The sequence below is a fragment of the Deinococcus radiotolerans genome (assembly GCF_014647435.1).
GTDB lineage: Bacteria > Deinococcota > Deinococci > Deinococcales > Deinococcaceae > Deinococcus > Deinococcus radiotolerans.
On sequence record NZ_BMPE01000018.1, the window covers coordinates 1 to 14,005 of the forward strand.

Here is a 14,005-nt window from a genome sequence, read left to right on the forward strand (position 1 = left end):
CCCCAACGGAGGAGATAGACGATGCCCGCCAGGGTCTGGCGAGCACACTGGCGCGGACGACCACCGCGTGGACGCGGTGGTGGTGAAGGAATGACCGGTTGAATCAGCGCCCACAGGTCATCGGGTACGAGCTGCTCGACCATGATCGGAACATAGTCCGACGTGTTCTGTCCTCAGGCTCTAAATCGTAAACGGCAAATTCAACGCGGGCGTGCTCGCCTTCGAGGCCGTCCACGTTCACCCTGGTGGACGTGTGGTGCGACGTGGCCGGGTGGGAGTCGTCGGTCATGCGTCACCGTAGCACCTGCGTGGTGGAGCGCAGGGGGAATATAGAAGCGTTCAGGGCCCCGGCAGGGCAAGCGCACCTGCATCTGCAACCCGTCACCGTGGCCTCCTCACCTGACGCGCCCGTCATGCCCCAGCTGCATCCTGTAACTCTTCAGCCTGGCCGCGCCAGGGGGGCGTCGCCGCGCCGGGCGCGATGAGCCACGCGTGGCCGCTGCGCCACGCGGGCAGCCGCCCCTGCGCAGCCCACGCGGCCACCCGCTGTCTCGGATGCCCCTGCAGGTCCGCCCATTCCGGGAGGGACACCGCAGGCAGTGACAGGCGCTCTTCCCGACTCAGGCGCTTGACGATCACCTGCGGGGAGACCCGGCCGTCCGGGAGTGGCTCGTCGGGCCGGATCAGCCACCCGACGCTGGACCGCCACACGCGCACCTCGCCCCGTTGCGCCCAGGTGAGCGCGCGCCCACTGCCCAGCTGACGCGCCGCCGCCCATTCGGACAGCAGCACGGCTGGTGGGGCGCCCCTCATCGTGGACGCAGTTTGGCACACCCGCGTTCGTGAGCGCCGGAGTTGATCGCGTGGTCACTTTCGCGCCCGGAGGTCCCCTTCTCCCTGTACTGTGCCGGGGAGGAGACGTCATGCAACAAGCGCTTAGGCCACGCCCAACCCCCTCGCCACAGACTGCGCCGGCCGCAGCGGCGGCCGCGCCGGTCAAGGCACCAGCGACCACGCGCCCACCCGCCGTGCTGGCTGAAATGCAGCGGGCCACACTGCAGATCAGGGCGCTCGCCGGAAAACCCGCTCAGATGGCCGCCTACCTCCACACCTGGATTCAGGCGAACACCAAAGAGCTGATCCGCGACCGGACCGTCAAATCCAACCTGGGCGATCTCGGCAACGCCATTCCCAACTGGGCGGACCGCCTCAGCACCTCCGTCGCTAATGGCGTGCTCGGTCCGGCTGCAGCCCAGGACCTGACCCTGGGGACCACGCGGCAGATGACCCGCACCCGGCACGGCCTGGCTTTCGTGACGGTCGGCAACCTCAGCGGCGCGTACCAGGCGCAAGACACCATCGGGACGGCCACAACCCATGAGGTCGCGGTGCTCCGCGCGATCCTCGCGGCCATCCCTGCGAAGGACCGCGTCGCCGTTGCGGCGGCGTATGCCAAGCTCAGTGGTGGCAAGACACTGAGTGCCACGCTGGGTGAACGCATCCGGAACCCGAACCTCCGCGCGCCCCTCATGGCCCTGATCCCGCCGCCCGTGAGTGGCGCCACCCTGACGCACGACGCCTTCCTCGAGCAGCTGGCCGTGGGCCTGGTCTACAGCAATCAACTGGCCGACGAGATGAACGCCGACACGCTCGATGAGCGTCGGCACAGCAACCCGGCCGCGCTGCTCGCGCACTTCGGGTTCAAGGCCGGCCCGCTCGTCATGGGCCGCTGGGGCTTCCAGATGCGCGTGTTCACGCCGATTCCCGGGAAAGCGAAGTGGCCGCAGCCGATCGTGGCGTTCCGCGGGACTGAGGGCGTACAGCTGGACGTCAAAGGTGACGGCGCCGCGAAGAAAGCCGCGGCCGCCAACGAAGCCGGGCCGGACGTTCGAGCCGCGCGGGCCCTGGCCATTGAGGGCTCCGTCGACACGGTACTCGGGGACGCCAGCCCCACGCAGGTCGGGTGGCTGCAGGTGCAACCCAACCTGAAGCTGATCGATGCGAACCTCAGTCGCCTGAAGGGCACGGCGGTCTCGACCGGGCACAGTCTCGGCGGCGGCATCGCGCAACTCGTCACGGCGCTGCGGCCCGCGCACTTCGCGTCCGTCGTGACCTTCCAGGCCCCAGGCATCGACGCCGCGGAAGTGCAGAAACTGAGGCAGTACAACGCCGGCGCGGGCAACGGGACGCCCATCACAGCCCGGCACTACCGCGTCGACGGGGACATCGTCCCCACCGCTGGAGAGCAGGTGCTGGACGGGCAGATCTACTACTTCGACCGGTCCAGCCGCCCCGCCGGCACGCAGGCGCCTTTCCAGTCCAACGTGGCTGAGAACGTCCAGGCCGGCCACGTCACCCCGATGCTCAGCACGTACATCCGCGGCTCGAAGCCCGTCCATCCGGACCTGCAGGTAATCGCCAGCCAGGGCCTCAAAGACGAAGCCACCCTGCAACCCGGCAAGGACAAGCGCGACGTGCAGACGACCTTCTCCGGGTCCTACGCCACGGCCCAGGACCCCCGCATCAACACCGAAGCGAACCGGAAGATCGCCACCGGAAAACTGCACCTGATGCCCGGCGAAGATCCCTTCGAGGCGGTCATCTACGCAAACATCGCGTACAACACCCTCCTCTCGCACATTGAAGCCGTGGCAGCCGATCCGAACGTCAAGACGTACGAGGCGTTCAGGCAACGCTGCACCGCGCTCCTGAACAGCCGAGCGCCGCTGCCGCTCGATCCGGACGACGTCAGTCTCGCCCGTATCCTGAAGCTCGACCACTATGAGGACGATTACGACTCAAGACCCATGCCCACCCCGTACGGCATGCCGGTGTACCAGAAGAAGGCGACGCCCATCGTGACCTACCTGAACGAGGGCGTCCGGATTCCGCCGCGGGTCGCGGATCAGGTGCAGGTGCAGCTGCGGGTCATCTGGACCGCCTGGAGGGGCCAGTGAACCGCCTGCTGCTGGCCAGTGTCGTCTGCCTCCTCGTGGCCTGCCGACCAGCGCCAGGGACAGATCTTCAAGTGAAAGGAGCGGCCATGAGCCCCGACCAGTTGAACCAGACCATCCTGAGCCGCCTGACCCGCCCGGACTTCAAGGAGGTCGACGGTGGCACAATCTACGGGCTGCAAGGTGGGCACTCCCGCCTGTTCGTGACCGCCCTGCCCCGGGATGAGGTGGTTCAGATGCTGTCCGGGCTGCTGGACCATCAGGTGACGTCGCAGCCGTGGGCAGAGGACTACGGGCAGGTGCACGGCTCGTTCGCCGTGAAGAGCGATCCACGCCTGGTGCTGGGCCTCGCGGCGAGTGACCTCGCACCGAAGCGGGCGGATTACGCGGCGTTCCCGGAGCTGCTCAAGACGTACGTCACGGAAGTGCTGTACTCGCCGCCCTCGACGGATGAGCCCTGAAGGGCCCCGCATGGTTCCGGCACGTGAACCTCGGTGAGGCCGGAGTCGCTCTGCAGGCCGCTTGATGGCTTCGTCCGCGAGCGGCTCGGTATTGAGCGTGATGGAGACGCGTTGCGATTGACACGGTGGGCCTGTGAAGTCCCACCTTGCTCCTCTCCTGGGGACCTTCAGCTGCGCGCCCGAAGCTCTGGGGCAGTTCGAGGCCGCAGCGCTGCTGTCCGAGCGATGACCCTGCCGCTGGGGTCTGGGTGTCATGCACCGATCGTGTACTCAGACGAGCCGTTAAGGGCTCTGAGGCAGCGACAGGTCACTGGCCACGGATAGATGAGGTGGACGTGCTGAGCCGGGCGTCCATGGTGTTCGTGCGGTGGTTGACCTGCAGCGCCATGATCGGCTGCAAGTTCCGTCGCCTCGGCTTCACTCACCGTTCCGTCACGTTTCCAGGGTCATGCGCCTCTCTGCAGACCGTCATCTGACTCGGGCAGGACGTCTCCTGACTGGTGGGGTTGAAGCCTGCAGGGTTGTTTCACTGATCTGTTCCGGGGATGCCCTGCCCCAGCACTCCTGTCGTTGGAGCGCCAAGCTCTACGGTTACCACCACTTCCATGACGGTGGGATCCCAGTCGCGGACTCACTCAAGTGGCACAGGAGCGCTGAAGCTGTCCCAGCATATGTGGACACTCAACCACTCACGCAGGTCGTCCTGCTGCGCGGCAGTCACTAACGGGTCGTTAACGAACCGAATTCTACAGTGCAGGTGCAGGGTCGCTGAGCGCGCCAGCTGCGCTGCCCTCCGTCTTCTCCGGTGCTTCCGGGCACCCACGTCTTCCCTCAGGAGCGCCCCCTATGGCTGCCAGAACTGCCGCGATCCCCCTGATGAACCTCACCGATCACCCACTCCACCTGACTGGCTCATCCACCAGTCACGGCCGGTGGGCGCCGCCTCCGCCCACGACCGTCAACGCCGGCGCAACCGGAACATTCCAGGCTGAATCACACGGCGTCATGACAGGCACCGAGGGACAGGCCACGTACCGCATGGGTGATGGGCAGCCCTCGTTCGTTCTGCACTTCGGCCATCCTTACGTCGGCAGCAACCGCTACGACACGCACCTCACATCTACGTCAGCACCGTACAGCTTCACGCCGACGGGGACCACCTGCGACGGCTCGACATTCTCGTGCGTAGTCACCCCGGCGCTGCCCAGCCACTGGCGCCACGCGAACCTGGATGCGCTGGGCGCCCTGACGCCGCGGGACCTGTGTCTGCCCAGCGCGCACGACGCCGGCATGAGCGCCCTCAATGCCCACACGGATTGCACTGTCCTCATGCAATCGCAGGGGGTTGGCGGTCAGCTGAGGCAGGGCACCCGGGACTTCGACCTCCGCCCCGTGATCAGTGGCGGGCAGTACGTCACGAGGCACGACTCCCTGATCGACAAAGCCGGGGTCACAACCCAGCAGGGTGGCACCGGGCAGAGCGTCGCCGAGATCACCGAGCAGATCAACGCGTTCACGCAGGACAACGCCGAACTGATCGTCCTGAACCTCAGTCATGACCTGAACACAGACGCGGGGAACTCCGGGTACCCCGCCTTCACCCAGGACGAGTGGACCGCGCTGTTCGCGCAGCTCAGCCAGCTCCAGCAGCTGTACCGCGCGCCAGACGGCGCGGCCGATCTCACGCAACTGCCGCTGCGATCGTTCATCGGCGCCGGGCAGGCCGCCGTGGTGATCCTCGTCGAACCGGACGGCGTGAACCTCGGCCCGTACGCCCGGCAGGGCTTCTATCCAGCCGGTGCGTGGCCCACGTACAACACGTACGCCAACACGAACGACCTGGCGCACATGATGCGCGACCAGTTCAGCAAGATGCAGATTCAACCGTCCCAGGGCACGTCCTTCCTGCTGTCATGGACCAGCACGACGCGCGGACGGTCACGTGTGCCATGCCGTCCATCCGGCAACTCGCGGATCAGGCCAACGCCGCCTTCCCGCAGGTCCTCCCGAACTGCCATGGGGACGTGTTCCCGAACGTTCTGTACACGGGCAACATCACCAGTCCCATCTAGGCGCATCTGGCTCTGACCATCAATCATTCGAACGCCCGCCGCCAGGCCCGCCCGACCAGCTGATGCCCTGGTCAGCCAGCCACTTGCCCGGCCGAGCGTCAGGCCGTCCGCCCCACCATTCACTTCACCCTGCCCTTTAGAGGAGCCGTTTATGACTGCATTGACTCTTGACACGAACGCTCAGGCCACCATCATCATCAGCGACGTGCACATCGGCACGAACTACCCCACCTGCTGGTACCAGGCGACCGTGCATGAGCCCTACCTCGCCACGCTGCTCGACTGGGTCGTTCACAACGCGGCGGGCGTCAAGGAACTCGTGATCCTGGGGGATCTGTTCGACTTCTGGACGTACCCGCCCAGCATGCGTCCGCCCAGCATCCACGACATCATTCAGGCCAACCCCGCCATCCTCGGTCCGAACGGCAAGTTCGCTCAGGTGCTCGATGCCCTCGGAGGACGCGTCAAATACCTCACCGGGAATCACGACATGAACGTCACGCAGGCGGACCTTAGCACCATCGGCAACCCAGCCGGCCCCCACATCACCCTGATCGATGACCCCTCCTACATCGACCGGGACGCTGGCGTGCAGTACACCCACGGGCACTACACCACGCTCTTCAACGCCCCCGACCGGTTCAATCCCCGCTTCGGCGGTCTGCCCCTGGGTCAATTCGTGACCCGCGCCGTGGCCTACATGGTCGAGCAGCACCTCCGCACCATGCTCCCCGGCACCACCGCCGCGGATCTTCCCGGTCAGGGCTCCTCGTACGACGTGGACTTCTCCGCCTTCTTCCGGTCCATCGCCCCGAACGTCGCCAATCCGTCCCTGGCCAAAGTGTTCCTCGATTACGTCATCAATTACACCGGCGTCCCCCGCGACACCCCCGTCGTCCTGCAGGACGGCACGAGCGTCCCCATCGGTCAGGTGGGGGACATCTACGCGAACCTCTGGACGCAGTGGCAACAGCAGTACGGCCTCCTCTACACCTACAAGGCCGCCATGGCCGACTACGACGGGTCATACATGGGTTGGTTCTCCCTCATGGCCACGTTCCGCAGCACCGTGCGCGCCACCATCATGGGACACACGCACGTGCCGAAACTGGGCCTCCCCGTGGGCATGGACGTGACCGCCATGAATACCGGATTCGAATGTCCCGCCCGGCCTGACATGACCCGCCCTGCGAACCCACTGCGCTTCACCTTCGGTCAGGTGCTCGCGGGCGGGTCTGTGTACATGGGGCAAGTGATCCAGCGGCCCGACGGTTCACACGCCGTCCAGTCTGCCAGTGCACCCCGGGACTGGGTGGTGAGTCCCAACGCGGCAGGGGACTTCTCCTGCTACGTGACGCTGATCTGCCCGCCCGGATTCCAGGCTGAGCGGGTGAGCAGTGCCGCCGCACACGGCACGTACGTGGTGGAACCTCCAGCGGCGCTGGAGGGCAGTACCACCTACCGGTTCTGGCTGCAGGATCTGCCGGGCGTGCAGGGAACGGAAGGGACCGTGCAGTACCGGATCACCAGTGGTCCCCGGGCGGGTCAGATGCTGAACCTGGCCTACGAGTGCCCGCTGATCTTCTCGAACAGCTGCTCCGGCGCGCCCTTCCGGACGAAGAGCGGTGAGCAGCAGCAGTACGGGGCGGAGGGGCAGATCGCTACGCGCGGTCATCCTTTCTTCGTGCAATTCCAGCTCTGAAGTGGCGTAACGCGGGGAGGGTTGAGTGCAATGGCGCTTGGCCCTCCCGACTCTCGTTAACCTGCAGCCGCAGTGGTGTCACGGCGGAGGGGAGAGGCCGCATCTGCGCTGTTCGCACTTGAGCGATGGTCACATGGAGCGCGATGGCCGTTCATGGAATTGACCCGCTGCAATCACCGGGAAGTTCAGCGGCACGGGACGACTCCTCGAATTCGGCGTCCCTGTAGAGATCCGCTTCACGTCAGTGATCCCTGAACCAAAAGACAGGAAGGGCCGTTTCGGGAAGGATCGCAGTTCAGCTCTTCTCTGGTCTGGTTGAACTGTCGGCTTCCCCGAACCAGTAGAGCGTATCGGCGTACGGTTCGAGACCAGCCGATGGAATGCCGGAAAGGTTCAGCAGGTAATACGTGCCTTTGGTCCTGCCGATCTGGATGAGCATGCCAGCGTCAACCAGATATTTCAGATCGCGGGTGACAGTGTCGTCACTGACGCCGGTCAGACCGCGGTACTTCTTATTGTTGAGTTTGCCTTCAAAAGGCTCAAACATGCGGGTCAGGACGTGATGGGCGCGCTCTTCGAGGGCGACGTCGGCAAACCGACTGAAGTAGAGGTGTCGCGCCCGGGCCCGTGACAGAGAGGCCAAGGCGGCTGTCAACGCGGCGGTCAGACAGTCCAGGTAGAAGCCGAGCCAGTTGGTGACATCGGTCGTGCGGCTCCGCTGCGTGGCTTCCAGCACCCGGTAGTACTCGGCACGTCGCTGTTCGATCTGGCGTGAGAGCGAGTAGTAGCGTTCTCGCCGGCCATCCGCACGGGCGAGCAGCAGATCGGTCAGGGCCCGGGCAATGCGCCCGTTGCCATCCTCAAAGGGGTGGACGGTCAGGAAGTGGATGTGCGCGAGCCCCGCCTTGATGACCGGGTCGAGATCCTGCTCTTTATTGAACCACTGCAGGAAGGTCTCCATTTCCTGATGCACCCGCGCCGGCGAGGGCGCCTCAAAGTGAACCGTCCGGCGACTCATGTTGTTGTTGACCACTTCCATTTCCGTTTCGCGCCATCGCCCGGTCTGAAGAGGTTGCAGGTTGTCGTCCACGCCATGAGGAAAGAGAGAGCGGTGCCAGCGGTAGAGCCGCTCAGCGTCAAGAGGCTCTTGATACTGCTGGGTGGCGTCCAGTGTCATGGCCACGACGCCCTCGACATGGCGGGCAGGCTCTGGCAGACCGGCGATAGGCAGGCCGAGTCGGCGGGCTACAGAGGAACGGACCTGGGCATCGTCCAGCACTTCACCTTCGATCCGGCTTGAGCGGGTGACGTCCTGGACCAGGGTGTCCAACATTGAATTTGCTTGGGTGCTGAAGCCCATGAGGCTCAGTTGGCCCATGAGTTCGCCACGTGCGAAGTGAATCCTGGCGAGCTGAGGTGCAAGGACGCCGCTGTCCCAGGTCAGGTGAGGCCACTGATCGCGGTCATGGATGTACGTTGTCCGGAATCCAGTCACAATCCAGCCTAGCATTTATTTACTGCATATTGCGCGGTAATAATACTCTTTAATTCCCGAATGCGGGAATTCAACTGCAGATTTACGAGGTATCACACAGCAAATTCGACCTCATCCAGCTCACTTGTCTCTTCGCAACGCTTGAATCGCTTATCAAGTTGTCGCCGAACGTGGCTTTGCCACTCTCACTCCTTATCGCTTCCGGAAGGACGCAGGCATGTGACAGATCCCGACACGAATCATTCGATCTGTGTATACGCGAGGGTGAGCAAACAAATGGTCAGCACGGAATACTGTTTTCCATTAATTCATGATCTCTGCTTCTGACTCTATCGGAATATTTGTCTGCGCAGCTGCGTGCCAGACAGCAAAAATCTGAGCGAGCTCGCAGGAGACACGAGAAGGGGCCTTGAAGACGGCCTGAAGGGTGCAGGAAGGGGAGGCTCACGACACCGGTGCGGCTGGAGGTGATCTTCGACCAACTTCCCGTCCGTGTGGCTCCCTCATAGTGCTTTCTCGCTAATACCAATTAGTGCTAAATTAGTCCAGTCATGACCCTCGTCCGCTCAAGCGACACCCTCACCCTGGCCAACCTCACCGACCAGGCCCTCCGGGTCCGCGCCGTCGAAGCCGCCAGCACCTATGACACCGAAACCCTCGTGCAAGTGACTCAGGCCTATATGACCACCGGGAGCCGCAAAGGCGCCCGCACCAGTGCCAAGACCCTCACCGCGTACAGCCTCGCCGTCCGTGACTTCGTGCCCTGGGCTCAGACGAACGGCGTGCAGTTACTTCGTCCCGGCCGGCGTGATGGCGGCCGCTACGTCGCCCAGCTCCAGACCCGCCCCTCCCACGGTCGAGGAAAAACCGGCACCCTGTCTGCCGCCACCGTCGCGCAGTACGTTGCCGGCGCCCGCGCGCTCTACCGCGCCCTGCGCTGGGCGGGCGCCACCGAAGCCCAACCCTTCGAGGACGCCCACGTCCCACCTGACCCCACACCCGGTATCGTCAAGAACCCCCCGTACATGCGCGAGGTCGATGATGTCCTCCCGCACTGCGACGCCCGACTCGCGGCCCTGTTGCTGCTGTGTGCGCACGCGGGCCTGCGCGTCACCGAAGCGTTGAACATCAGAGTCTCCGACATTCAGGGCGGACAACTCACCGTGCATGGGAAGGGCGGCAAGGTCCGCCGGGTGCCCCTGGGCCGCCGCGTCCGCACCGCCCTGCATGGGCTCCCCCCGCTCACGCCGGACGGCCGGCTGTTCGAGTGGCAGTACCACCAGGTGCAGTACCGCATGCGCCTCGCCTTCCACGCCGCTGGACACAGCCTTGCCTGGCGGGGCTTCCACGCGGCCCGCAAGCACTCGGGGACGCGCCTGTACCGCGCGACGAAGGACTTCACGCGCGTGGGGCTGTTCCTGGGCCATTCATCGGTGGACACCACGCGCCGCTACGTGGCCCTGGAAGAAAACGACGTGCAGAACGAAGTCGAAGGCTTCTGAGAGCAATTGTGCTGCATGTCCTGGCGCACAGGTGCATACCGGGGTATCCTGTACAACATCAAAGGCGACCCGTGCAGGTCGCCTTTCTTCTTGAGTTCACTCTGGTTCAACGGGGTAAGTGTGGCGCTCGGGTTTTTCGGTACACGATCGGCAGAGCGTCCAGCGGTTCAGCGCACTCGACGTGCTTCCGCAGCCGACGCACGTGCCCTCGAAGTCGTACGGCCCTTCCACATTCGCCCCTCCCAGCGTCCCGTCCGGGTTCATGCGTCTTCCACGGGCCGCGTCCGGCACATCACCAGGCCGCGCTCCAGGGCCAACCGTGCTGCGCGCGCCGGCACCAGGAAGCCATGCCGCGTTCGACCGTCGCGCTGTGGCACGTGTTCTCCACTGGCGTGCATGGGCACCCCCGGGCAGAACCAACGCGTCAGGCGGGCGCCTGGACCACGCGGCGCGTCATTCCAGATGCACGCCAGGGCGTCCTCCCCGCCGTCACGCAGCATCGCTTCGAAGAACGCGCGGTACTGCGGGGCGTCGCCGCCCACCCAGCGGGCCGGGGCAACCTTCACGCCGCAGGTCGGCGGCCAGGACGTGACCACAGCGGGCCGGGGCGGCGGCAATTCAAGGCGAGGGTCTTCCATAGTCGCAGTCTGGCTGCGCGAGACGCTTGGCGCCTGATTTGACGTCGGTCCCCAAAACCCGTCCACCGGGTTGGCCGTCACGGCACCTCGCTGACGCCATCCGGGAATTCATCAGCTGCATCCAGTGGACCCACCGGCATCAGCCGGATGCGAGGGCGTGCCTTCACACGGCAGCGGGCCGTACGCCCGAAACGGTGTGTGACGACCCGATGAAGAAGCTTTCCCATACAGTGTCCGGGTGCAGTCGGGCGGCAGAGCGGACACAACAGAGCCAGTAGCGCGGCCCTTGCGGGTCATGGTGATCGATGACGACAACGCCGAGCGCCTGCTCCTTCAGGAAATCACCGTGGACCTCGCGGTGGAGTGGGTCATGTGCAGCAGCGGTCCGGACGCGTGGACGTACCTGCAGGCTCACCCCGAGCAGCTCCCGCACCTGATCCTGGTGGACCTCAACCTGACCGGCGAACAGGGGCTCGATTGGGTGCGGCGCGTGCGGGCGACGCCAGACTTCAGTGCCCTGGTGCTCCTGGTGCGGTCCGGCGAGATGCGGGATGAGCAGGTCCGTGAGGCCTATCAGGCTGGAGCCAGCGCGGTCCTGATGAAACCGCAGGGGCTGCTGGAACTGGAGGTGCAGATGGCGGCCCTCGTGGCCTTCTACCGGCACGGCGCCTTCCGCTTCGCTCCGATCAGGTGAGGGCCGCCGAACGAGAGGCACCTAGACCGGATGCTGATCAAGCGGCACGCTCAGGCAACAAGAGGGGCAGGGTGTCTCACGAAACGTGACGAAAGACCATTGTGCCTTCATCTTCCCTTTAAGATGCGGGCGTGAGCCGCCCCGAGAGATTCCTCCTGATCGACGACAACCTCCACGACCAGGTGCTCGCCCGCGAAGCCTTCGAGGAACTCTGCCCCGACTGCCACCTCACCGTCGCCAGCGACGGGCCCGAAGCCCTCACCCTCCTGCGCGCCGCGACAGAACTCCCGGAAGTGATCCTCCTGGACGTCAACATGCCCCGCATGAACGGCTTCGAGGTGCTCCAGGCTCTTAAAGCCGACCCGCGCCTGCGGCTGATTCCCGTCGTGATGCTCAGCACGTCCAGCGCGGGTGCTGATATCACCGAGGCGTACACCCTGCATGCCAGTTCGTACCTCGTGAAAGCCGAGGATTTCAGCGCGTTCCTGGAGCAGATCGAAACGTTCCTGGCCTACTGGCGCCACTGCAACCGCACTGTCCTCGCCTGACCACCGCGCCGGGCCTCACCCAGGCGTGCGGGCGGTCGAGGCGGTCAGGGCCACGCAGTGCCGGTACATCATTCCCAGCGTCCAAACCTCAGCGGGGAGGGACGACCGGCTAAACCCCTGGGCGGTCTGAAAGAGCACGGCGAAGGCATCTTCGATGGCCTGCCGCGGATCAGGGAGGTGGTGTTGGTACGCCAGGGAGAGACCGCGACCGGCGTACCGCCGGTACAGTTCCGCGAGCGCCGCTGTGTCCTGCTGCGCGATCGCGTGCAGCAGGACGTCATCCGTTCGAGGGTCTTGGAGTTCAGTCATTGCGCCTCAACTGCGGGACGCCAGGTGGCGTCCCGCAGAGCCTTGCTTTACCGGAAGCTGTTCGCTCGGCCCCAATCGATGATCGCCTTGTTCGCAGCGTCCGCTTTCTCATAGATCGCCGCGTGCGCCGCCCCAGGAATCAGGACCAGCTTGCTGCCCGCGATGTTCTGCATCATCTTCATGCTGAACTCGGGCGGGTACACGGTGTCCTCGACGCCCTCGATGATCAGGGTGGGCACCGTGATCGTCTTCAGCGTCGGGATGGAATCGGGGCGGGTGGCAAGAACAGTGGCGCCCGCCACGTCTCCGGCCACGCTGGCCTGCTTCACGATGCCCGTCAGGAAGGCGGCGTCCGCTGGGCGGTTCATGCGGGTCATGCCGGTCAGCATGTCCTTGAGCAGCTCCGGGGCCAGCGACTGGGGTCCGAAGGTGCTGGCTTTCTGCGCCATCCCCTTCCAGATGTGTTGCTCGACGATCCCGGCCGGGTTGGCCAGGGTATTGATCAGGATCAGGCCCGTGAAGCGCTGCGGGGCCGTGCGCCACATCTCGAAGGCGATCGGGCCGCCCATACTCATTCCGCCGATGATGGCCTTGGGCACGTTCAGTTGATCCATGACGCCCAGGGCGTCCGCAGCGTACGTGGCGAGGTCGCCGGGGGCGCTGGCGGGCGCGACACTCTGGCCGTACCCACGGTGGTCGATGGTGATGACGCGGTAGCCGGCGGCCGCGAGGGCGTCGCGGTTGCGGCTGAAGAGTTCGCCACTCAGCGGGTAGCCGTGCAGGAGGAGCATGGGCGTGCCCTGCCCGACACTGACGTAGTGAATCTGGGCGCCGTTGACGCTCAGCATCCCTTCCATTCGGCCGGTCTCGGCAGAACCGGCGTGCGCAGTGCTGGTGATCAAGCCAGCGATCAAGGCGGTCATCAGGCGGTGTTTCATCAGGGCTCCCCTGGCACGGTCGGTCCAGGCGACCGTGCCTTCGCGTTCAAGTCAGTCAAACGTCTGACTGAGCATAGTGGGGGGAACGCCCCAGACCCTGAGCGGCACTTCATGCCATCTTGGCCCGTGGACGCCTCACCCCCCAGCCGACGGACGCAGATCATCAGCGCCGCGCTGCAGCGGTTCCGGACCCACGCCGTGTCTGGCACGACGCTGCGCGATCTCGCACAGGCCGCGGGCATGCCGATCGGCAACCTGTACTACTACTTCAAATCCCGCGATGACCTCCTGCTGGCCGTACTGGAGGAATGCGAGCGGGAACTCGACGTGCTCCTGGACCGCTGGGCGCCCCTGGCCCCCCTCGACTGGCTGACCGCGTATTTCGACTGGTTGCTGCTGGACCCGGAGGCGTCGACGACCCTCGGGTGCCCGTTCGGCACGCTGGCCGGCGAACTGCGGGCCCTGGGTCACCCCGCAGCGGAGCGGGGCGCGCAACTCGTGCGGCGCTACCGCACCGCCGTGGTCCGGCAAACCGCAGCGGCGGGCATCCAGACGGACGTGTTCATGGCCGTGCAGGGCGTGTACACGGTGTCCCGCATCCTGGCGGACCCGGCCCTGTTCGAGCAGAGTATCCGGGAGATCCGGGACGGCACGCTCCCCCGCCAGCCCCAGGCGACCCTCTGAGCACACGG

14 protein-coding genes are annotated in these 14,005 nt (G+C 65.3%); 8 read left to right on the forward strand and 6 right to left on the reverse strand.

What is annotated here, in order from left to right:
• On the reverse strand, nucleotides 1-143 hold a 143-nt coding region (locus IEY63_RS17965), incomplete at its 3' end, for a transposase (protein ID WP_189070372.1).
• A gap of 268 nt (nucleotides 144-411) precedes the next feature.
• Nucleotides 412-813, reverse strand: a complete 402-nt coding sequence (locus IEY63_RS17970) for a hypothetical protein (protein ID WP_189070373.1) — start codon at nucleotides 811-813, stop codon at nucleotides 412-414.
• A gap of 278 nt (nucleotides 814-1,091) precedes the next feature.
• Between IEY63_RS17970 and IEY63_RS17975 the strand changes: the two genes are divergently transcribed.
• The 4 genes from IEY63_RS17975 (at nucleotide 1,092) to IEY63_RS17990 (ending at nucleotide 7,189) form a co-directional block, all read left to right on the forward strand.
• Entirely contained in the window at nucleotides 1,092-2,957 is a 1,866-nt protein-coding gene (locus IEY63_RS17975; RefSeq protein ID WP_189070374.1) for a Tle-like phospholipase domain-containing protein, read from the forward strand.
• 86 nt (nucleotides 2,958-3,043) lie between these two features.
• On the forward strand, nucleotides 3,044-3,415 hold the full coding sequence (locus IEY63_RS17980; protein WP_189070375.1) for a hypothetical protein: 372 nt from the start codon (nucleotides 3,044-3,046) through the stop codon (nucleotides 3,413-3,415).
• Nucleotides 3,416-4,420: 1,005 nt separating this feature from the next.
• Nucleotides 4,421-5,503 (forward strand): PI-PLC domain-containing protein, encoded by a 1,083-nt coding sequence (locus IEY63_RS17985; RefSeq protein ID WP_189070376.1) that lies wholly within the window; start codon nucleotides 4,421-4,423, stop codon nucleotides 5,501-5,503.
• 135 nt (nucleotides 5,504-5,638) lie between these two features.
• Complete coding sequence (locus tag IEY63_RS17990; RefSeq protein ID WP_189070377.1) at nucleotides 5,639-7,189, forward strand: metallophosphoesterase; 1,551 nt, start codon at nucleotides 5,639-5,641, stop codon at nucleotides 7,187-7,189.
• Nucleotides 7,190-7,484: 295 nt separating this feature from the next.
• Here IEY63_RS17990 and IEY63_RS17995 read toward each other — a convergent pair whose 3' ends face one another.
• Nucleotides 7,485-8,684, reverse strand: coding sequence for a Fic family protein (locus IEY63_RS17995; RefSeq protein WP_189070378.1), 1,200 nt, complete (start codon nucleotides 8,682-8,684; stop codon nucleotides 7,485-7,487).
• Between the two features lie 551 nt (nucleotides 8,685-9,235).
• Between IEY63_RS17995 and IEY63_RS18000 the strand changes: the two genes are divergently transcribed.
• Nucleotides 9,236-10,186 (forward strand): tyrosine-type recombinase/integrase, encoded by a 951-nt coding sequence (locus tag IEY63_RS18000; RefSeq protein ID WP_189070379.1) that lies wholly within the window; start codon nucleotides 9,236-9,238, stop codon nucleotides 10,184-10,186.
• Nucleotides 10,187-10,446: 260 nt separating this feature from the next.
• On the opposite strand, the gene IEY63_RS18005 is transcribed toward IEY63_RS18000, so the two are convergent.
• A complete protein-coding gene (locus IEY63_RS18005) occupies nucleotides 10,447-10,824 on the reverse strand; it encodes a hypothetical protein (protein WP_189070380.1) in 378 nt (125 codons plus the stop codon).
• 295 nt (nucleotides 10,825-11,119) lie between these two features.
• Here IEY63_RS18005 and IEY63_RS18010 point away from each other — a divergent pair, with 295 nt between their 5' ends.
• Nucleotides 11,120-11,518 carry a response regulator gene (locus IEY63_RS18010; RefSeq protein ID WP_189070381.1) on the forward strand — a complete coding sequence of 133 codons (399 nt, stop codon included), beginning with the start codon at nucleotides 11,120-11,122 and terminating at the stop codon, nucleotides 11,516-11,518.
• Between the two features lie 131 nt (nucleotides 11,519-11,649).
• Nucleotides 11,650-12,066, forward strand: coding sequence for a response regulator (locus IEY63_RS18015; protein ID WP_189070382.1), 417 nt, complete (start codon nucleotides 11,650-11,652; stop codon nucleotides 12,064-12,066).
• A gap of 15 nt (nucleotides 12,067-12,081) precedes the next feature.
• Here the strand turns inward: IEY63_RS18015 and IEY63_RS18020 are convergent, their stop codons facing one another.
• Nucleotides 12,082-12,375, reverse strand: coding sequence for an RNA polymerase sigma factor (locus IEY63_RS18020; RefSeq protein WP_189070383.1), 294 nt, complete (start codon nucleotides 12,373-12,375; stop codon nucleotides 12,082-12,084).
• A gap of 47 nt (nucleotides 12,376-12,422) precedes the next feature.
• A complete protein-coding gene (locus IEY63_RS18025) occupies nucleotides 12,423-13,313 on the reverse strand; it encodes an alpha/beta fold hydrolase (protein ID WP_189070384.1) in 891 nt (296 codons plus the stop codon).
• A gap of 126 nt (nucleotides 13,314-13,439) precedes the next feature.
• On the opposite strand from IEY63_RS18025, the gene IEY63_RS18030 reads away from it, so the two are divergent.
• The gene (locus IEY63_RS18030; protein WP_229784801.1) at nucleotides 13,440-13,997 is read left to right on the forward strand and encodes a TetR/AcrR family transcriptional regulator; all 558 of its coding nucleotides are present in this window, start codon (nucleotides 13,440-13,442) and stop codon (nucleotides 13,995-13,997) included.
• The last annotated feature ends 8 nt before the right edge of the window (nucleotides 13,998-14,005 follow it).

Excerpts from the sequence above, each read along its gene's own strand:
- IEY63_RS18020 (WP_189070383.1), bottom strand. The coding sequence starts at position 12,375 with ATGACTGAACTCCAAGACCCTCGAACGGATGACGTCCTGCTGCACGCG.
- IEY63_RS18005 (WP_189070380.1), bottom strand. The coding sequence starts at position 10,824 with ATGGAAGACCCTCGCCTTGAATTGCCGCCGCCCCGGCCCGCTGTGGTC.
- IEY63_RS17990 (WP_189070377.1), top strand. The coding sequence starts at position 5,639 with ATGACTGCATTGACTCTTGACACGAACGCTCAGGCCACCATCATCATC.
- IEY63_RS17970 (WP_189070373.1), bottom strand. The coding sequence starts at position 813 with ATGAGGGGCGCCCCACCAGCCGTGCTGCTGTCCGAATGGGCGGCGGCG.
- IEY63_RS17985 (WP_189070376.1), top strand. The coding sequence starts at position 4,421 with ATGACAGGCACCGAGGGACAGGCCACGTACCGCATGGGTGATGGGCAG.
- IEY63_RS18010 (WP_189070381.1), top strand. The coding sequence starts at position 11,120 with ATGGTGATCGATGACGACAACGCCGAGCGCCTGCTCCTTCAGGAAATC.
- IEY63_RS17975 (WP_189070374.1), top strand. The coding sequence starts at position 1,092 with ATGGCCGCCTACCTCCACACCTGGATTCAGGCGAACACCAAAGAGCTG.
- IEY63_RS17980 (WP_189070375.1), top strand. The coding sequence starts at position 3,044 with ATGAGCCCCGACCAGTTGAACCAGACCATCCTGAGCCGCCTGACCCGC.
- IEY63_RS18025 (WP_189070384.1), bottom strand. The coding sequence starts at position 13,313 with ATGAAACACCGCCTGATGACCGCCTTGATCGCTGGCTTGATCACCAGC.
- IEY63_RS18000 (WP_189070379.1), top strand. The coding sequence starts at position 9,236 with ATGACCCTCGTCCGCTCAAGCGACACCCTCACCCTGGCCAACCTCACC.